Source organism: Peptoniphilus mikwangii, assembly GCF_000468535.1.
In the GTDB taxonomy this organism is placed as follows: domain Bacteria; phylum Bacillota; class Clostridia; order Tissierellales; family Peptoniphilaceae; genus Anaerosphaera; species Anaerosphaera mikwangii.
Genome location: NZ_AUQY01000002.1, coordinates 632,961 through 653,863, shown reverse-complemented (window position 1 = coordinate 653,863; position 20,903 = coordinate 632,961). Strand labels below are relative to the sequence as shown.

Here is a 20,903-nt window from a genome sequence, read left to right as displayed (position 1 = left end):
TAGTGAGAGATTTTGTGCATTTACATGTTCATAGTGAGTATTCGTTATTAGATGGATCAGCGAGAATTTCAGAACTTGCAAATAAAGCTAAAGAATTAAATATGAAGGCAATAGCTCTTACAGATCATGGAAACATGTATGGAACAATTGCTTTTTATAAGGCGTGTAAGAATGCAGGGATAAAGCCTATAATAGGCTGTGAAGTTTATATTGCGGATGGAAATTATAGAGTATTTGATAAAAATATGAGCAGATTTCATTTGATACTTCTTGCCGAAAATTATACAGGTTTTAAAAATTTGATGAAGATAGTTTCGGAAGGGTTTGTAAACGGCTATTATTACAAACCGAGAATAGATTTAGATGTATTAAGAAAATACCATGAAGGGATAATAGCTACAAGTGCATGTCTTGCCGGAGAAGTTCAAAGGAAATTAAATTATGGAGATTTTACAGGAGCGGAAGAAGCTGCACTTAAATATGAAAAAATATTCGGTAAAGGAAATTTTTTCTTAGAATTACAAGATCATGATATAAAAGAGCAGAAGAAAGTAAATAAATATCTTGAAACACTTAGCGTAAAATTAGATATACCTTTGATAGCTACAAATGATGTTCACTATCTCAATAGAGAAGATGCCAAAGCTCATGATGTTTTATTATGCATTCAGACCGGAACAACAGTAAATGAAGAAAATAGAATGAAGTTTCAAACAGAAGAATTTTATTTAAAAAGTATTGATGAAATGTATGAACGGTTTTCAGGTAATGAAGATGCTTTATTGAACACAGTTAAAATTGCGGACAGGTGTAATGTAAATATTGAGTTTCATAATTTACATTTGCCGCATTTTGAAGTTCCTGCCGGCTTTACTAATGAGAGTTATTTGAGGTTTCTTGTAGACAGAGGACTTAAAGAAAGATATGAGATAATAAATGAGGAAATTTCAAATAGAGTAGAGTATGAATTTCAGACAATAATAGATATGGGATATGTAGATTATTTTTTAATAGTATGGGATTTTATACGATATGCAAGAGATAATGGTATTGTTGTAGGACCCGGACGTGGTTCTGCAGCAGGTTCTATAATATCCTATGCACTTAGAATAATAGATATTGATCCGCTTAAATTTAATCTGCTGTTTGAAAGATTTTTAAATCCTGAAAGAGTATCAATGCCGGATATAGATATAGATTTTTGCTACGAAAGACGTGAAGAGGTTATTGAGTATGTAATAGAAAAATATGGCATTGAAAATGTAGCACAAATTGTAACATTTGGTACTATGGGTGCAAGAGGAGCGATAAGAGACGTTGGAAGAGCTCTTGATATGAGCTATGGCAGAGTTGATTATATAGCAAAACAAGTTCCGGAAGAACTTAATATGACGATAAAAGATGCTCTTGTTGTAAGTCCTTCGTTGAATAAAGAATACAATGAAGATGAAGATGCAAAGAGATTAATAGATATGGCATTAAAAGTTGAAGGTTTGCCAAGACATACTTCAACCCATGCGGCAGGAGTTGTAATTTCAAAAGATGCAATCACAAACTATGTTCCTCTTACAAGAAATGATAAGATTATTGCAACTCAGTTTAATATGAATGAACTTGAGGAGCTTGGGCTTTTAAAGATGGATTTTTTAGGTCTTAGAACTCTTACCGTAATACGTGATGCTCTTAATTTAATTAAAAAAAATTATGGTATTGAAATAGATTTCAGCTCCATGGAATTGAATGACAGTAATGTTTTAAATATGTTTGCAAAAGCGGAGACACTTGGAATATTTCAGTTTGAATCTTCGGGGATGAGAGCATTTTTAAAAGACTTGAAACCGGATGCTTTTGAAGATCTGGTAGCTGCAAATGCACTTTTTAGACCGGGACCTATGAATCAAATACCTAAATTTATAGAGTCAAAACATAATTTAAACAAAATAAGTTATGTTCATGAAAAGCTTGAAGATATTTTAAAATCCACCTATGGTTGTATAGTATATCAAGAACAGGTTATGCAAATAGTTCAAAAAATAGGAGGCTATTCTCTTGGAAGAGCGGATCTTGTCAGAAGAGCTATGAGCAAGAAAAAAATGACCGTAATGGAAGAAGAAAGACAGAATTTCATTTACGGCAAGATTGAAAACGGTGAAAAAATTTGTTGTGGAGCAATTGAAAATGGAGTTGATGAAGCATCTGCAAATAAAATTTATGACCTTATGATTGATTTTGCAAAATATGCTTTTAATAAAAGTCACAGTGTGGCATATTCAGTAGTTGCATACAGAACGGCATATTTGAAATATTATTATCCGACAGAATTTATGGCGGCACAAATATCTTCTTATATGGGCAAAGTAACTCAAGTTACATTGTATATAGAAGAATGTAAAAGGCTTGGAATAGAAGTATTACCGCCTGATGTAAATAAGAGCTTTAAAAATTTTACAGTAGAAGGAAATAATATAAGATTTGGACTTAAAGCGATAAAAAATATGAATGAGAATTTCATATCAACAATAGAAATTGCAAGAAAAGCCGGAAAATTCAGTTCATTTAATGATTTTGTAAAGAGAGTATGTGAAATAAATTCACAAGCTATAAATAAGAGAGCTATGGAATATCTAATAAAATCCGGAGCATTAGACAGTCTTGGCGGAAATAGAGCTCAATATTTAGCAATTTATGAAAAGACAATAGATAATGTAATAGGCAATTTGAAAAATAATGTTAAGGGACAATTTTCACTGTTTGATACGAACTCCTATGAAGATAAAGAAGTTTTACCTAAATTAAGAGATTTTTCAACAAATGAAAAACTTGATTTTGAGAAGGAAATTTTGGGAATATATGTATCAGGGCATCCGTTGGATGCTTATATTGAGACTATAAAAAATATGAATGTTACAAATACAAGTATTATATTTGAAAACAGTAAAAATGCAATGCGAAAGACAGATTCTTATGTAAAAATTGTTGGGCTTTTAAAAAACAAAAAGACAATGATAACTAAAAATAAAAAAATTATGGCATTTGCAAGTTTAGAGGATTTATATGGACAGATAGAACTTGTAATTTTTCCTAACTTATATGAAAAAGTAACGGATAAATTAATTGAGGGAAAAGTTTTATTGGTAGAAGGTCATATCCAAGAATCCGATGTTGAAAATCTGAAAATAATTGTAGATGGACTTAGGACTGTATCAGAACCGTCAAAAAATAAATTATATTTAAGTTTACCTTCTTTTGAAAATAAAGATTTATTAAATGTAATTAAATTATGTTTAAAAAATTATAGAGGTAATACACCTGTTGTATTATATTTTGAAAAAGAAGGTAGTGTATTTGGGGCTGAAAGAGAATTTTGGATTGACAGTTCAAAAATAGGTGATTTAAAATTTGACTTATTACAGTATTTGAATAATGATATATCAAAAATAGTACTTAAGTAGGTGAATGTTAATGAAAAGAATAGCCATTTTAACAAGCGGTGGAGATGCACCGGGAATGAATGCAGTAATAAGAGCTGTAGTTAGAAGTGCAATATATATGGGCTATGAAGTCTATGGAGTGAAGAATGGATACGAAGGACTTATAGATGGAGATATAGTTCAGCTTATTGAGTCTTCGGTAGCTGATATAATTCAGAGAGGTGGAACTATACTTGGTACATCGAGAAGTAAAAGGTTTGAAACCGATGAAGGATTAGATAAGGCTGTCAATATATTGGAAGTCTTTGGAATAGATAAATTAATCGTGGCAGGCGGAGACGGTTCACTTAAAGGAGCATTGGCTCTTGCAGGTAGGGGCATAGATGTTATCGGAATACCGCTTAGTATAGATAATGATTTGGGATATACGGATTATACAATCGGATTTTTTACAGCTATAGATACAGTTACTCATGCAATCTCAAATATAAGAGACACAACAGAGGCACATGGACGTGCAAATATTGTAGAAGTTATGGGTAGAAATTGTGGGGATATAGCTTTGTATTCCGGGCTTTCAGGAGGTGCAGAAAGCATTATAGTTCCTGAGAGAAAGTTTGATATGGAAGAAATTTCTAAAAAAGCAATTTTGGGTAAAAATAGAGGGAAAAGACACCATATAATAATACTTGCAGAAGGAGCCGGGGATGCTTATAAAATTGCTGAGGAGTTTGAAAAACTTACGGAAATTGACACGAGAGTAACAATATTAGGGTATATACAAAGAGGCGGGAATCCAAATGTAGTTGACAGAATTATGGGAGCTGCCATGGGAAATGCCGCTGTTGAATATATAATTTCAAATAGCGGTGCTTATGCAGTTGGGATATGTTCGGGGAAGATAGAAATATTTAATCTTGAAATTGCGCTTAATATAAAAAAAGAATTTAAAGATGATTTATCAGATATACTAAAAAAGATATCAATTTAAAAGAGGTTATAATTTATGAAAAGAACAAAAATAGTTTCAACAATAGGTCCTGCAAGTGACAGTGAAGAAGTTTTAAGGCAGCTTTTTTTAGAGGGCTTAGATGTTTGCAGATTAAATTTTTCTCATGGTTCACATGAGGAACATAAAGTTAGAATTGACAGGATAAAAAAAATTAGAGAAGAATTGAATCTTCCTGTAGCAATAATGCTTGATACTAAAGGTCCCGAAATAAGACTTGGACTTTTTAAAAATATGATTGATGTGGAACTTGATACTGAAGAAAAATTCACTTTGACTACAAGAAATATAGAGGGAGATCAAAATATTGCATCAGTATCATATAAAGATTTACCTAAAGATTTGCAAATCGGCTCAAGAGTTTTGATAGATGACGGGCTTGTAGGTTTAAGAGTTGAAAAGATAGACGGTACGGAAATTGAATGTGTTGTTGAAAACGGAGGAAAAATTTCTTCAAGAAAAGGAGTCAATGTTCCGGGAATACATTTAAAATTACCTGCATTGACTGAAAAAGATAAGGAAGATATATTATTCGGTATAGAAAATGATATTGATTTTATAGCGGCATCTTTTGTTAGAACAAAGTCGGATGTTCTTGAAATAAGAAAAATTTTAGAGGATGCTGATAATTTTGATATTAGAATAATATCTAAAATAGAATCAGAGCAAGGTCTTGAAAATCTTGATGAAATTCTGGAAGTGTCAGACGGTATTATGGTTGCAAGAGGAGATTTGGGTGTTGAAATTGAAACGGAGGAAGTTCCGCTTGCACAAAAAGAAATAATAAATAAGTGCAATCTTGTGGGAAAAGTTGTAATAACTGCAACCCAAATGCTGGATTCTATGATGAGAAATCCGAGACCTACAAGAGCCGAGGCAAATGATGTTGCAAACGCGGTACTTGACGGGACAAGTGCAGTAATGCTTTCCGGGGAAACAGCAAGCGGAAGATATCCTGTTCTTGCTGTAAGAACTATGAGAAAAATTGTAGAAGTTACAGAAAATTCTATAGATTATAGAGCATTACTAAGAAAAAAAATAGAGGATATTTCAAATTCTACGACTAATGCAATAGGCAAAAGTACATGTACAATAGCGGAAGACTTAAATGCAAAGGCAATAATAACAGCTACAACATCAGGATATACAACAAGAGCACTTTCAAAATTCAGACCTAAAAGTGAAATTATAGCAGCTACTACAAATGAAAAAGTGAGAAGACAGCTATCGCTTGAGTGGGGAACTACATCAATTACAGTTCCTAATTTGAAAAGTACGGATGATGTTATAAATATATCAATAGAAAGAGCTGTGGAAGAAAATTTATTAAAAGCAGGAGATACCGTTATAGTAACAGCAGGAGTCCCTGTCGGTCTTGCAGGTTCTACGAATTTAATAAAAGTTCAAACTGTGTCTGAAATATTGACAAAGGGTGTAGGAATGGGTAGTAAAAAACTTACTGCAAGAGCTATAGTTGTAAAAGACGAAGAAGATTTAATTAAAGACTTTAAGGATGGAGATATAGTAGTACTTACGACAACAGATAAAGATATTATGAAATATGTTGAAAGATCATCAGGAATAGTAGCTGAAATTGCAGGATACACATCTCATGCGGCAATTACAGGGATAGCTCTTTCAATTCCGACAATAGTTGGAGCGTTTGGAGCATTAACAAAAATAAAAACAGGTGATATAATAACGATTGATGAATCTGACGGGACAGTTAGAAGGGGAATGTTTTAAATTAAGAATAAAAAAAGCCGTGTATACACGGCAATGGTCGGGATGAAAGGATTTGAACCTTCGGCCCCATGCACCCCATACATGTGCGCTACCAAACTGCGCTACATCCCGACGACATCTAAAATTATATCACAGGTTAAAATTAGATACAATGATTTGGAAGTGTAAATATGAATAAAATAAATTATAATCTTGAAATGGAAAATATAATAAAGAAACTTGATACAGATAATCCACCGAGATTATTACTGCATTCTTGTTGCGGTCCTTGTTCAAGTTCAGTTTTGGAAAGGCTTGGCATGTATTTTAAAATAACGGTTTTATATTACAATCCAAATATAGATACAAAAAATGAATTTTATACAAGAGTAGTTGAACAGAGAAGTGTAATAGAAAGATTGCCTTCAAAAAATAAAATAGAGCTTATTGTAATAGATTACGATTCATCAGAATATTTTGATAAGATAAAAGGATACGAACACGAACGTGAAGGCGGATATAGATGTAAACTGTGTTTTGATTTGAGAATTGAGGAAGCTGCAAAGTTTGCAAAAGAAAAAGGATTTGACTATTTTACAACTACGCTTTCAGTAAGTCCGTATAAAAATTCTCAGTTATTAAATAAAATCGGCGAAGAAATGGCAAAAAAATATGGAATAAATTATCTATATTCTGATTTTAAAAAGAAAAATGGTTACAGGAGAAGTATTGAACTTTCAAAAGAATATAATTTATATAGGCAAGACTATTGCGGATGTATATTTTCAAAATTACAAAGCATGGAAGATAGAAAAAAACTCGGATAACTTCCGAGTTTATTTTTGTTTATCTATTAGATATTCAAGTATTTGAATTGTGTTGAGTGCTGCACCCTTTCTTGTATTATCGGCAACCGATATGAAATTAATTCCATTTTCTACAGAGAAATCTCTTCGTATTCTGCCGACAAATACTTCATTTCGTCCTCTTGCAACTATCGGCATAGGATATATATTATTTTTTACATCATCATATAAAATTATACCTGGTTCGTTTTTGAATATATCAAATATATCGGTCAACTCAAACGGTTTTTCCGTTTCCACATTTATTGATACAAGGTGTGAATCATACACAGGGACTCTTGCGGTTGTTGCGGTAATTTTAATTGAATTGTCTCCAAAAATTTTCTTTGTTTCATTTACCATTTTCATTTCTTCTTTAGTGTAGCCGTCGTCAAGAAAATCATCTATATGTGGGAGAACATTATAGGCAATTTGATGCGGATAGAAGCGATTTTCTCCATCCCATAAACCTCTTTTTAAATCTTCAATTCCGTTTACACCACTACCGGATACTGCTTGATAAGTAGTGTATATTATTCTCTTTATTCCATAGTTTTTATATATTGGATAAAGTGCAACAACTGATTGAATTGTACTGCAATTTGGACTTGCTATTATATTTCCTTCATAAAGTGCTTTTTCAGGATTTATTTCCGGAACAACCAAAGGAATGTCATCTGCCATTCTAAAAGCGGAAGAGTTATCTATAACAGTTATGTTATATTTTTTAGTTAACGGTAAAAATTCTTTTGCAAGAGGAGAATCCAATGCACAAAGTGCATAGTCTATTTTTTTGTTTGCAATGTTTTTTTCACAAAGTTCTTCTACAAAGTGTTCTTTACTGTTAAAAAAAATTACCTTTCCGGCAGAATTTTTTGAAGCAAAAAAATATATGTTGTCTATATTTAAGTTTCTTTCTTCCAAGATGCGTTTCATTTTTTGTCCTACCAGACCTGTTGCACCAAATATTGCTAAATTTATTTTATTCAATTCGTACACCTTCTTAACAATTTTGAGCCTAATATACCATGTCAGCATAATATTGTCAATTCAGCATAATGAAAGATTATTCTGAATAGAAAAATATGTATATTTTGATATAATGTTACTATAAACATCTTTTGGATTTAAGGAGGATTATAATTTGATAAAAATAGCATTACTTGGATTTGGAACAGTAGGAAAAGGAACCTATGAAATTTTGAATAAAAACAGAGAAAACATTAAAAAAATAGTATCAGATGATGTTGTAGTTACGAAAATATTAAAACGAAACTTAAATTTTGAAACAGATTTGGATAAAAAACTTTTTACAGACAACTTTGAAGATATTATAAATGATGAAGAAATTTTATTGATTGTGGAAATGACAGGTGATTTAGAAAACAGTTATATGTATATTAAGCGTGCCATTGAAAATAAAAAAAATGTGGTAACAGCAAACAAGGCCGTTGTATCAGAATATTTTGAAGAATTTACAGAACTTGCTAAAAAAAATAATGTTGCATTTTTATATGAATCTTCAGTGGCGGCCTCATTGCCAATAATAACACCATTGAAGAGTCAAAGTGTAATTAACGATATATATAGAGTGAGAGGAATATTGAATGGAACAAGTAATTTTTTGTTATCTAATATGGAATTAGAAAATAAAGATTATTCAGATGTGTTAAAGCAGGCTCAAAATTTGGGATATGCAGAAGCAGAACCGTTTGATGATGTTGAGGGAATAGATGCACTCAGAAAGCTTAGAATATTATCTACCATTGCATTTAAATCACCGATTAAGAATGAAAATATATTACATTATGGTATAGGCTCAATTTCCAAGGTCGATATAGAGTATTTTAAAAATAATAATTTAAGAGTTAAACTTGTAGCAGAGTCAAAATTAGACGATAAAGGATATACTTCAATAGTTGAACCTGTTATTTTAAGTAGAGATGATAGCTTATTTAACATTAATGATACAAATAATATTGTTGAAATTTTTGGAGATAATTATGATTCACTTTCAGTAGCAGGTCAGGGGGCAGGTTCATTTCAAACAGGAAATGCCGTTGTAATTGATATAATAGATGCACTTTGTAAGAATTATATTGATTTGGAATTTAACAGAGATTTAAAAAATATGTCAGAGAATATGGAAGGAATATATTATCTTCGAATAAGTAATAAATTCAGTATAGATGATAGTTTGATAGATAATCTAAACAATATTGGAGAGAACATTGTTATAAAGACAAAGAAAATAAAAAGAAATATATTATTTGAACAATTAAAAAATATTCCTAAAAAAGAATATTTTGTCGGAAGATATGAAATTGATTGAATTGTACAGGGAACAATAATATAACGGTTTGCCGATTTACAGTACAGCTAAGAATCAGGGTTAGATTAATAAAAGCGTTGAAGTTTTAAAACTTCTATGTGATAATTCTAGTATGGAGGTGAATGTGAGTTTGTGGACTACAGAGGCTAAAAAACAAATTGGCAAACTCTATGAATTAAATAATATCGGAGACAAGAAAGCAATATATAATTTGTTTTCAAGTGATTTTAAAAATTCCTATACATTAGATGAATTCTTGAAAAGTAAAAAATTTAGAGTTCTTGATATAGGGAGATTAAGAGATATTATTTGTGTTCAATCCTGTGGTGAAAAAATATTAGTTAGATGTAAAATTTACATTGGTGGCTGTGAACTTATACATAATTTTAAGTGCATAGTCGAAAAAAATGAACTCAAAATTATATTTGAGAGATTTTTTATTAGAAATTAGGAGGAATATTTATGAAGAAGAGTAAGAGAACCATATCTATATTGCTTTCCTTTTTAATGATGCTTTCTGTTTTAGGATCATTTCCTAAAGTTGCACTAGCTGCAGAAATGAAGCTTTCACAAAATGAAATTCAGGTTACTAAAAAAGGTAAAGTTGAAATTGATGTAGATTTTGGAAAAGAAGTAAAAGCTGAAAATTTAATTTGGACACTTGATAACAAGGATGTTAAAGAATGGAAGAGCTTTAACGAAAAAACTGCAAAATATGATTTAAAACCATGGATAAGCATATCCGGTGTAAAAGTAGACGGCACAAAAGTTCATGCAGTTTTAGAAAACGATTTACCTTATGGTGTTGATACTACAGATCACAGACCATATCCAAGATGGACATTTGAAACTTTAATGGGAACATATCCATTAAAAGTTACAGATAAAGAGTCAAATATCTCTGTTACAGCTCAGCTAAAAATAAACAACTATGAAGGATTTCACCACTATGACGAAATTAAGCCTCACTTAGATAAAATAATTGAAAGTGGAAATAAAAAAGGAGACAGATATTTTGAATATCAATCAATAGGAAAGAGCAGTCAAGGCAGAGACATGCACTTTATAATTGTAGCTAAAGATAGAGCTGCTGTAGATAATTATTTAAATAATACATTTGTTGCAGCACATACAAATCCACAAGGACTTATTGATAAGATAAATAATAAAACAATGGGCAATTATCAAGTTCCTATTTTTATAAACAACGTTCACCCGGATGAATCACCGGGAGTTGATGCTCAAATTAATTTCTTGGAAAGACTTGCAAATAATGATGAAATATCATTTAATACAACTAATGCAGGAGCAAAAAAAAGCTTAAAAGTAGAAGATATACTTGATAATTTTATACTTTTATTTGATATAACTCAAAATCCGGACGGAAAACAAAACAATAAGAGAGAAAATGGATATAATCTTGATTTAAACAGAGATAATGTATATCAAACACAAGAAGAAACAAAAGCATTGGCAAAGACATTTGCAAAATATGATCCGATAGCATTTTTAGACTTACACGGATTTGTTAAAGACTTTTTAATTGAACCTTGTACACCACCTCATGAACCTAACTTTGAGTATGATTTATTAATGGGTGGAATTAGAGATCCTCAAACAAAAGATGTAAAGGGAGCTCCGGGAGCGATAGAACATGCAAGACATATGGGAAATATAGCGATAGCAAATACAAAATATGAAAGCTTTATAATTCCTATGTTTGATTACGGTGACGGATGGGATGACGGATTCTTAGGATATACAGGAGTATTTGCTCTTATCCACGGAACACTTGGACATACAGTAGAAATACCTGATCAAAATGAAGACGGAATGAAAGCTCACGTGCATACTGTAATAGGATCTATTGACTATATACTAAATAATAAAGATGCGCTTTATAAAAATCAGCTTACAGTTTTTAAAAGAGGACTTGAAAACGAGGACAATAAAGGAGTAGATACTTGGCACTTAGATCCTAACGGAAAACAAATAGGAAGACCAAGAGGAAATAACGCCAACTTCTTCCCTGATTATTATATACTTCCACTTGACAGCGCAAATCAAAAAAATGATCTTGAAGTATACAATATGATTGAATATTTCTTAAGAAATGGAGTTAAAGTTTATAAATCAACTCAAGAAGTTGAATATAAGGGAGTAAAATATCCGGCAGGTTCAATAATACTTCCACTTAACCAAGTTAAAAAATCTCTTGTAAATTCAGCTCTGTTTACAGGAACAGATGAATCGGCATGGGGAGCAATGTATGCAGAACTTGTATTAAATTTCCCTGCAATGAGAGGGTTTGACAGAGTAGAAGTTAGACAAAAGGGATTATTTGACGGAAAGATGTCTGAAGTTACAAGTGCTATTGCTAAACCTGAAACACAATTAAATGGTTTAGATTCAGAAAAAACATTAATCAGAAATACAAATAATGACGTAACAAGATTAGTAAATAAAATGCTTGCAAATAATGCTAAAGTTGAAATCGTAACACAAAAATCAAAAACTGCCTCAGCAGGAGATTTTGTTGTTAAAACATCAGATCTAAAAGCAAATGTAAGCGGACTATATGTAAAAGCGGAAGCGTTAAAAGATGAAGTTTCAACTAAAGAATTAACAGCACCTAAGATTTATATAACTCCATCAGGTTCAGACTATGCATCTACAACTGATTCAACAAGATTTGTATTGAAAGATCTTGGATTTAATTTGGTTAAAAATGCAATAGATGCAAACACAATAGTTGATTCATCAGGACAAGTTAAAAAAGAAGAAATAGATGGCAAAAATTATATTGCAATAGGTGGAGAAGCACTTGCGGCGGCAAAAGAAAATAAGTTGTATCCTATTTCAATAAAGATGAATGAAGACGGAGAAGGAAACGAAGGACTTCTAAAAGCAAAATATGATATAAGTTCACCTCTAACAGGAATGTATAATACAGATGACCTTTCATATATTGCAAGCGGTACAGTAATTACAAAAGCAAATCCGAGTGCAAAAGTATTTGCAAAAGTAAAAGATTCAAGTGATTTTTATATTCAAGGATGGTGGCCAAATCATGGTTTCGTAAGAGATCAAATACTTGGATTTGCAGATAAATACAACGGAACAAACTTTGTATTCTTTGCAGAAGATGTTACAAACAAAGCACATACAGCTCATCTGTTCAGACAATTGTCAAATTCAATCTATGCTGTAAATAATGATACCTTTAAAGAAGGAAACGGATTAAAATCAGAAACTTCAGGACTTAAAGACATAAAAGGTCATTGGGCGGAAAATGCTATAAATTCACTTGTTGAAAAGGGAATATTAAATGGATATCAAGATATGACATTTAAACCTGACGGAAAAATTACAAGAGCAGAATTTGTTAAAACTATAGTTTGTGCATTTGATCTAAAATCAAACGAAAAAGTGACATTTAAGGACATCGAAAAACACTGGGCAAAGAACTATATAGAAGTTGCAGCAGCACTTAAAATAGTAAACGGATATTCAGCAGAAGAATTTGGACCGAATAAAAACATTACGAGAGAAGAAATGTCTAAGATAATAGCAAATGTATTAAAGCTTTCAGAAAAAACAGAACTTAAATTTACTGACAATGACAAAATATCAGAATGGGCAAAAGAATCTGTTGAGAAAGTTGTCAAAGCAGAGCTTGTAAAGGGATATCCGGATTCAAGCTTTAAACCTAACAACAATGTTACAAGAGCGGAATCGGCAACAATAATTGAAAGAGCATTAAACAAATAATTACAAACAGCAAACAGTCGGAAATTTATTTTTCCGGCTGTTTTTATGTAAAATTAAAAATTATAATTTACGGCCATAATAATGAGTAAAATATGGTAATTAAATTAAGTTGGGTATAAAATGTAAAAGGAGGTTAGATTATGAGAATAGATAGTTTGGCTTTAAAGTATTTACATGAAAATTCGATAGATTATATTGTAATAAAATCAACTATGGATATTCAGTTTTTAGGATGTGCTTGCGGAGGGGGAACCGAGGCGAAAATTGTTCCTGTTGTTGAAGAAGGAAGAGGAGAATTTAAAGACAGCTCCAAGTTTATTTTAGAGGTTATAGATAATATTAATGTGTATATAGGAAAAAGTATTTTTAATAATCTTGATGATAATTCAGAAATTTCTGTTGAAAACAAATTTTTTAAGAAAAAGCTTGTAGTAAAAAATTTCAAATCTGAGGTTTTAAATAAAATTTAGGGGGAATTTAACTTGAAAATTTTTGTGACTTCTAAGGTTCCAAAGAGTACTTTAAGGATTTTGGAGGAGAATTTTGAACTTGATTATAATGACAGTTTGGTTCCTCTTACAAAAGAACAGATTATTGATAGAATTGGGAATGTTGACGGATTGTTATGCCCTTTATCTGATAAGATAGATAGTGATATAATGGGTAAGTCAAAGAATTTAAAAATTATTGCAAATTATGGTGCGGGATTTGATAATATAGATATAGAAACGGCAAAAAACATGGGTATTACAGTTACAAATTCTCCTACATCATCTTCTGCGGTTTCAACTGCCGAGTTTACATTTGCACTTATTTTAGCTCTCTCAAGAAGACTGATTTTAGGAGAGAAAAGTTTAAAGGCAGGAGAGTTTTTAGGTTGGAGACCGACTTATTTTTTAGGAAATGAGCTTAGAAATAAGACTCTTGGAATTGTGGGAATGGGAAATATAGGAAAGAATCTTGCAAAACGAGCTCTTTCATTTGAAATGAACGTAATTTATTATTCGAGAAATAGGAAGAATGATATTGAAAATATGGGTGTTGTGTATAAAGAGCTTGAAGATGTAATAAAAGAATCGGATTTTTTGTCATTGCATACAGCATTTTCACCTGAGTTAAGACATATGATTTCGATAAGAGAATTTGATTTGATGAAAAAATCAGCTTATTTGATCAATGCGGCAAGAGGTCCGCTTGTTGATGAAAAAGCTTTGGCAGATGCAATAAGAAGTGAAAAAATTGCAGGTGCCGCTCTTGATGTGTATGAGTTTGAGCCGAGTGTTTCAAAGGAGTTGTTTGAATTTGAAAATGTGTTGTTAGAACCGCATCTTGGAAATGCCACCTATGAAGCCAGAGAGGAAATGGGATTTATTGCTGTAAATAATCTTATTGATTTTAAAAATGGAAAAGTTCCAAGAAATAAAATAGTATAACAGGAGGAGAGTATGAGAGTAGGTTTTGGTAGTGATCATGCAGGTTTTTTTCTCAAGGAAATTTTAAAAAAACATCTTGAAGAAAAAGGGTTTGAATGTGTAGATTATGGAACATATAATGAGGACAGAGTTGATTATCCTGACTATGGAAAGCTTGTCGGAGAAAAAGTGGCAAGTGGAGAAGTTGATAAAGGTGTTTTAATTTGCGGCACCGGAATTGGAATATCAATTTCTGCTAACAAAGTTAAAGGTGTTAGAGCTGCAGTTTGTTCAGAACCATATTCGGCAAAGATGACAGTAAGACATAACGATGCAAATATAATTGCAATGGGAGCTCGTGTTGTAGGAGAAGATGTTGCAAAAATGATTGTTGATACTTTTTTCAGTGAAGAGTTTGAAGGCGGAAGACATTTGGATAGAGTCAATAAGATGATGAAAATAGAAGAAGAAAATTAATTAATATTGCAAAAAAAATTGCAAACCCCTATACTTTAATCAAGGTAGGGGTTATTATGATGTTAAAAAAAATTCTTTTAATATTTATATTTGTTTTGTGTGTTTCATCTAAGGTTCATGCAATTGAAAATTATGAGATTGTAGAGCTTAATTATAATACGTCGATTTTTAAAAATTATGTTGATGGATATTCAATACAAATTCCAAAAAAATCTGTTTTGAAATTTGATGATAATTTTTATAAGAGTGAGATTAACTTTAAAGATACATCTGTAAAAATATTTGTTGAAAAATTTAATTCAAATTCAAAATATGATTCATATTTGTATTATACGTTAAAGGGTATAAGAGATTCAAAGTATGAACACAATATAACTTTTGACGGAATAAAGAGCAGTCCTATTGGGAATATGAATGTAATTGAATTTAATAGGAGAAAGTTATCTAAAATTAATGGAGATAAGAATAACTATTTTATTGCAATCGGTAATTTGTCAGATGAGCGGGCAGTTACTTTTATGGTTAAGTCTGAAAGAGAAATTAATAAAAAATTTATAATGTCCATGATAGACAGTTTCAAATTAAATTCTGAGATTAAGCCATATAAGATAAAGAAAGTTAGAAACAATACTACACATTATCATTGGGATATTGAGACGGCAAATTTATATAGAGAAGATTTTTTATATTCGGATAAAGTAACTTGGGGGCTTTTTGTTCATGATTTTTGGAGAAGTCCTGACATGAGTAATATAGAAAATAAAATTGAAAGTAAATTTAAGTATGCACTTTTATATCATAGTTTTAATTTTCCGAATGCTCAAGTGAGACAAGCTATAGATTATTGTAAAGTGTCTAATCGAAATTTGGAACTTACATTTCAAACTGATATAAAAAATAATAAAAATTTGATATATGATGTACTTGATGGGAAAAAAGATGAATTTTTAAAAGAGCTTGCACTTATAATAAGTTCCGAGCAATATCCTACGATATTTAGGCTTGCAAATGAAATGAACGGAGATTGGTGCAGTTATTGTGCTTGGAATACGGGGCTTGACAGTGATATATATGTTGAATTTTATAATTATGTATATAATATTTTTGAGGAAGCAGGAGCAAATAAGTATTTAATTTATGTATTTAATCCAAACGGAAGAAGTTTTCCAAATTATAAGTACAACAATGAGAGTATGTATAGACCAAGTAGCAGCAGATATGACATTTTAGGGCTTACACTATATAATACAGGAACCTATTATAAGGACGAAAAGTGGGAAGAGTTTGACAGTTTATATGATAACTTATATAGAGATTGTATTAAGAAGTATGATAAACCGTTTATGATAACGGAGTTTGCATGCAGCAGTATTGGTGGAGACAAGATTAAATGGACTGAAAATATGCTGAATGTTTTAAGTGATAAGTATAAAAAAATTAAGGTTGCCATATGGTTTAACGGAATAGATTTAGATGAAAATAAAAATCCTGCAAGAATTTATAAAATAGACACACCAAAAGAAACTCTTGATATTTTTAAAAAATATTTTAAAGGGAAATAGCTTATGGAATAAAAAGATATTATTATCGATATTTTTATAGAATTTGTTGCATGGTTAATATCAAAATACATAAAACCTATTGGAAATGAAAAGTTAAGAGATAAAGTATCTTTTGCTACAAATAATTTGGTATAGTTTATGCATTTATGTATTGATTTAAAAAATTTTTTGAAGGCATAATAATGAGCCTATTGACAATCTAAAAAAATATATGTATCATAAAAGAAAACACCTCATAAATAGGGGTTATACGTTTTTTTCATATTGGCGAAGTTATTTTGCCAATTTTTTATTTGTGAGGAAATATAAGAAGTAAATTGATTAAAAATTTTGGCTCAATTACATAATAAGGCTGAGATTAAAGAGAAAATTTCATAAAAATAGTTTATTAAGAGAGTAAATTAAAGTGAAAAGCATAACAATTATTTTATGTCAATGTGAGGATATATTTAATTCATTAGTATAGGAGGATGAAATGACTAAATTTATTTTTGTTACAGGAGGAGTTGTTTCGGGAATAGGTAAAGGAATTTCCGCAGCAAGTATAGGAAGGCTTTTAAAGGATAGAGGGCTCAGTGTTTTTATGCAAAAATTTGATCCCTATATCAATATTGACCCGGGGACAATGAGTCCATATCAACATGGAGAAGTATTTGTTACTAAGGATGGAGCTGAAACGGATCTTGATCTTGGACACTATGAAAGATTTATTGATGAAGAGCTTACAAAAAGAGCAAGTATAACAACGGGAAAGGTATATTCAAAAGTAATAAATAAAGAAAGACGTGGAGATTATAACGGAGCAACTGTTCAGGTTATACCTCATATAACTGATGAAATTAAAAAGTCTGTTTATAAAGCGGGAAAAGAATCCGGTGCAGATATAATAATAACAGAAATCGGAGGCACAGTAGGAGATATAGAATCACAACCCTTTTTAGAGGCAATAAGACAAATTCACTCTGAAAATAAGGCGGAAGATGTTTTGTTTGTGCACACTGTTCTTGTTCCGAAAATTCCGGGGTCCGATGAGCTTAAGACAAAACCTACACAACACTCATTTAAGGTATTGATGAGTTATGGAATTAAGGCGGATATAATAATAACGAGATCAGATGGAGAGATTACCGATTCAATAAAGGAAAAAATATCATTATTCTGTGATGTACCTAAGGAAGCGATAATAGAATCAAAAACTGTTGAACTAATATATGAAGTACCTATTATCTTCCACGAACAGGGAATTGACGAATATATTTTAAATAAGCTTAATTTATCAAATCAACCCCAATCTAAAAAGAGTTGGAGTAAAATGGTCTGTGAATTTAAAAAGGCAAAAAGAGAAGTTTGCATTGCTCTTGTAGGTAAGTATACTGAGCTTCACGATGCTTATCTTTCTGTGACACAGGCATTATTTGATGCAGGATATGCAAATGGAGCAAGAGTAAAAATAAAATGGATTAATGCTGAAAGTCTTGAAAAGGGAAATGTTGAAGATATATTTAAAGATGTAGACGGAATTATAGTTCCCGGCGGATTTGGCAGTAGAGGAACTGAAGGGATGATTTCAGCAAGTAAATATGCAAGAGAAAATAATATCCCTTATTTTGGAATTTGTTATGGTATGCAAATTGTTTTGATAGATATTGCAAGAAACAAATTAGGATTTAAAGGTGCAAATAGTACAGAGATAGATCCTGAAACAACTTATCCGATAATAGATCTTCTTGAAAATCAAAAGACAGTTGAAAATCTGGGAGGTACATTAAGACTTGGAAATTATGAGTGTACTTTAGAAGAGGGAACAAAGGCAAGAGAGCTTTATGGAGTTGAAAAAGTTGTTGAACGTCATAGACATAGATATGAATTTAACAATAGATTTAGAGGAGATATAAGAAAAGAGGGAGTTATATTTTCTGGGATAAATGAAGATCTTGATCTTGTTGAAATAATAGAACTTAATTCTCACAAGTTCTTTGTTGCTTGTCAATTTCATCCTGAATTTAAGTCGCGTCCAAATAAGATTCATCCATTATTTGACGGTTTTATAAAAGCATCACTTGAGAAATAGAATAAAGAGCTGATTTCAATTAGAGAAATCAGCTCTTTATTCTTTATTTAATTAATAATTATTGCTATAATTTAGTTGAGGTATGTTTATGAAAAAAGGCGACTATGTAGTTATATTATTTATAGTTTTACTTGCAGTTTCTGTTTTTGGAATTACTCATAGAAAAATTGAAAATAACGGCAAATTATATGCTGTTATAAAAGTAGACGGGAAAGAGATTGCAAGGTATGAAATGGGAGTTAAGAAAGAAATTCATCATATTGACAGTAAGTATGGTCACAATGAGATAGAGATATATGATAATAGTGTTAAGATATCAGAATCAAATTGTAGGGATAAAATTTGCATTCATATGGGAAGTATAAATAGGCAAGGTCAATCTGTAATATGTTTACCAAACAGGCTTATTGTAACTATTGAAGGTGAAGAAAATGAAGTGGATGTGGTTTTACATTGAAAAATAGAAAAATGATTTTTTTAGCACTTCTTGTAGCGCTTGGAATTGTAATAGGACTTTTTGAAAATGTAATTGCGCTTCCTGTTGCGCTGCCCGGAGCAAAACTTGGGCTTTCAAATATAGTTGTATTAGTCAGCATTGTATCTTTTGGATTTGCAGAAGGTCTTATAGTTGCATTTTTAAAATCAATTTTATTAATTGCAGTAACAGGTTCCGTTTCTTCTTTTATTTTTTCTTTTACCGGTGCTATGTTAAGCAGTTTTATAATGATTTTAGCATTGAAATATTTGAAGAAATATGTGTCATTAATAGGAGTCAGTTTACTTGGTTCAGCATTTCATAATATAGGGCAGGTTCTTGCGGCAAGCTTTATATTAAAGAGCCTTGCAATTTTTTCTTATTTACCTTTACTTTTAATACTGGGGATTTTTACCGGATACTTTGTAGGGCTTTCAAGCGGATATATAGTTGAAAATTTGAATTCTAATTTTAAGGGGAGATTAAATTGATTATACTTGCGTCAAAATCAAGCAGAAGGCAGGAAATTCTTTCGAGATTTTTAAAATTTGAGGTTATAAGTTATGAAATTGAAGAAAATAATTTATATTATAATTCGCCTGAGCAACTTGTAATGGCACTTTCTTTTGAAAAAGGCATAGAAGTTGCCAAAGATTACAAGAATGATATTGTCATTTCTGCAGATACAATTGTCTCGATTGAAAGCTGTGTTTTAGGTAAGCCCCGAGATAGAGAAGATGCTTTTGAGATGATCAGGAAATTGTCAGGGATAGAGCATGAAGTTTTAACCGGATATAGTTTATTTAATTTAAGTAAAAATATTAAGTATACAGATTATGCAGTTTCAAAGGTAAAATTTAAAAATTTAAGTGATAATCAAATAAATGAATATTTAGATACCAATGAATATGTAGATAAAGCCGGCGCTTATGGAATTCAAGGATATGGAAGTGTTCTTGTCGATTATATTATTGGAGATTTTGATAACATTGTAGGATTTCCGATTTCAAAAATTGCAGATGATTTAAGCAGGCTATTTGGCATTTCTGTTTTGAAGGAGGTTATTCACAATGGAGAAGAAACTTAGTAGAACATATAGCATTAAGGATATGCCGATAGATGATAGACCTCAAGAAAAACTTATGAAACTCGGTGCAGACAGTTTGACAAATGCTGAGCTGTTAGCATTGATTATAAGAACAGGGACAAAAACTAAGACATCTGTAGAAATTTCACAAGAAATTTTAAATACTATAAGTATTGGAAGAAACAAAAATTCGAGTGCAATCAGCTTTTTGAAAAATATAAGTATGGCAGATCTTATGGAGGTAAAAGGAATAGGAGAAAGCAAGGCTGCCATGATTTTAGCTGCAATTACTCTTGCAAGTAGAATTAATAGGGAAAGTGTGTTTAAAAAAGAAAAAATATCCTCTCCCGCAATATTGGTGGATTATGTAATGGACGAAATGAGTTCACTACAAATAGAGGAATTTAGGATTGTAGTTTTAAATACTAAGAAAGAAATTGAAAGTATAAAGTGTATTTCAAAAGGAATAATAAATGCAACCTTAGTTCATCCGAGAGAAGTTTTTAAAACTGCAATTGATGAGCGTGCGCATACAATAATATTATTACATAATCATCCTTCCGGAGATCCTACTCCTTCGAGGGAGGACTTTGAACTTACCGACAAGTTAAGCGGTACGGGCAAAGTGATTGGAATAGAAGTTATAGATCATATAATTATAGGAAATAAAAAATATTACAGTTTTTTAGAACATGGGAAAATTTGA

At 31.1% G+C, this 20,903-nt stretch carries 17 protein-coding genes and 1 tRNA gene; 16 read left to right on the top strand and 2 right to left on the bottom strand.

Translation table 11 applies throughout. The features are described 5' to 3' along the window. The first annotated feature begins 2 nt into the window (after positions 1-2). Genes M915_RS03500 through pyk form a run of 3 tightly spaced genes read left to right on the top strand, consistent with a single transcriptional unit; the run spans position 3 to position 6,186 of the window. Positions 3-3,452 carry a DNA polymerase III subunit alpha gene (locus M915_RS03500; RefSeq protein ID WP_036729387.1) on the top strand — a complete coding sequence of 1,150 codons (3,450 nt, stop codon included), beginning with the start codon at positions 3-5 and terminating at the stop codon, positions 3,450-3,452. Positions 3,453-3,462: 10 nt separating this feature from the next. Next, on the top strand, positions 3,463-4,422 hold the full coding sequence (locus M915_RS03495; protein ID WP_036729384.1) for an ATP-dependent 6-phosphofructokinase: 960 nt from the start codon (positions 3,463-3,465) through the stop codon (positions 4,420-4,422). 15 nt (positions 4,423-4,437) lie between these two features. Continuing rightward, positions 4,438-6,186 carry a pyruvate kinase gene (gene pyk / locus M915_RS03490; RefSeq protein ID WP_009221967.1) on the top strand — a complete coding sequence of 583 codons (1,749 nt, stop codon included), beginning with the start codon at positions 4,438-4,440 and terminating at the stop codon, positions 6,184-6,186. 34 nt (positions 6,187-6,220) lie between these two features. Here the strand turns inward: pyk and M915_RS03485 are convergent. Beyond that, positions 6,221-6,297 (bottom strand) — tRNA-Pro (locus M915_RS03485). A 59-nt stretch (positions 6,298-6,356) separates the two neighbouring features. Between M915_RS03485 and M915_RS03480 the strand changes: the two genes are divergently transcribed. Next, the gene (locus M915_RS03480; RefSeq protein ID WP_036729382.1) at positions 6,357-6,992 is read left to right on the top strand and encodes an epoxyqueuosine reductase QueH; all 636 of its coding nucleotides are present in this window, start codon (positions 6,357-6,359) and stop codon (positions 6,990-6,992) included. Between the two features lie 9 nt (positions 6,993-7,001). Here the strand turns inward: M915_RS03480 and M915_RS03475 are convergent, their stop codons facing one another. After that, positions 7,002-8,048 carry an aspartate-semialdehyde dehydrogenase gene (locus M915_RS03475; RefSeq protein WP_051259779.1) on the bottom strand — a complete coding sequence of 349 codons (1,047 nt, stop codon included), beginning with the start codon at positions 8,046-8,048 and terminating at the stop codon, positions 7,002-7,004. A gap of 106 nt (positions 8,049-8,154) precedes the next feature. Here M915_RS03475 and M915_RS03470 point away from each other — a divergent pair, with 106 nt between their 5' ends. The 12 genes from M915_RS03470 (at position 8,155) to radC (ending at position 20,903) form a co-directional block, all read left to right on the top strand. Continuing rightward, positions 8,155-9,342 (top strand): homoserine dehydrogenase, encoded by a 1,188-nt coding sequence (locus M915_RS03470; RefSeq protein WP_036729377.1) that lies wholly within the window; start codon positions 8,155-8,157, stop codon positions 9,340-9,342. Positions 9,343-9,466: 124 nt separating this feature from the next. Then, positions 9,467-9,793: a hypothetical protein gene (locus M915_RS03465; protein WP_036729374.1), complete on the top strand. Its 327-nt coding sequence runs from the start codon at positions 9,467-9,469 to the stop codon at positions 9,791-9,793. An 11-nt stretch (positions 9,794-9,804) separates the two neighbouring features. Beyond that, positions 9,805-13,113: an S-layer homology domain-containing protein gene (locus M915_RS03460; RefSeq protein WP_051259778.1), complete on the top strand. Its 3,309-nt coding sequence runs from the start codon at positions 9,805-9,807 to the stop codon at positions 13,111-13,113. Positions 13,114-13,253: 140 nt separating this feature from the next. Further along, positions 13,254-13,583 (top strand): hypothetical protein, encoded by a 330-nt coding sequence (locus M915_RS03455; RefSeq protein ID WP_036729371.1) that lies wholly within the window; start codon positions 13,254-13,256, stop codon positions 13,581-13,583. Between the two features lie 12 nt (positions 13,584-13,595). Then, positions 13,596-14,546, top strand: coding sequence for a 2-hydroxyacid dehydrogenase family protein (locus M915_RS03450; RefSeq protein WP_036729368.1), 951 nt, complete (start codon positions 13,596-13,598; stop codon positions 14,544-14,546). A 12-nt stretch (positions 14,547-14,558) separates the two neighbouring features. Next, positions 14,559-15,002 (top strand): ribose 5-phosphate isomerase B, encoded by a 444-nt coding sequence (rpiB, locus tag M915_RS03445; RefSeq protein ID WP_036729365.1) that lies wholly within the window; start codon positions 14,559-14,561, stop codon positions 15,000-15,002. Positions 15,003-15,061: 59 nt separating this feature from the next. Then, on the top strand, positions 15,062-16,564 hold the full coding sequence (locus tag M915_RS03440; protein WP_235043756.1) for a glycoside hydrolase family 26 protein: 1,503 nt from the start codon (positions 15,062-15,064) through the stop codon (positions 16,562-16,564). Between the two features lie 475 nt (positions 16,565-17,039). Beyond that, entirely contained in the window at positions 17,040-18,635 is a 1,596-nt protein-coding gene (locus M915_RS03435; RefSeq protein WP_036729360.1) for a CTP synthase, read from the top strand. 88 nt (positions 18,636-18,723) lie between these two features. Then, on the top strand, positions 18,724-19,092 hold the full coding sequence (locus tag M915_RS03430) for a NusG domain II-containing protein (RefSeq protein WP_036729358.1): 369 nt from the start codon (positions 18,724-18,726) through the stop codon (positions 19,090-19,092). After that, the gene (locus tag M915_RS03425) at positions 19,089-19,601 is read left to right on the top strand and encodes a Gx transporter family protein (protein WP_036729355.1); all 513 of its coding nucleotides are present in this window, start codon (positions 19,089-19,091) and stop codon (positions 19,599-19,601) included. The genes M915_RS03430 and M915_RS03425 overlap by 4 nt, the downstream gene beginning before the upstream one ends. Continuing rightward, positions 19,598-20,197: a Maf family protein gene (locus tag M915_RS03420; protein WP_081689733.1), complete on the top strand. Its 600-nt coding sequence runs from the start codon at positions 19,598-19,600 to the stop codon at positions 20,195-20,197. Before M915_RS03425 ends, M915_RS03420 begins: the two co-directional genes overlap by 4 nt. Next, entirely contained in the window at positions 20,181-20,903 is a 723-nt protein-coding gene (radC, locus tag M915_RS03415; RefSeq protein WP_036729350.1) for a RadC family protein, read from the top strand. The genes M915_RS03420 and radC overlap by 17 nt, the downstream gene beginning before the upstream one ends.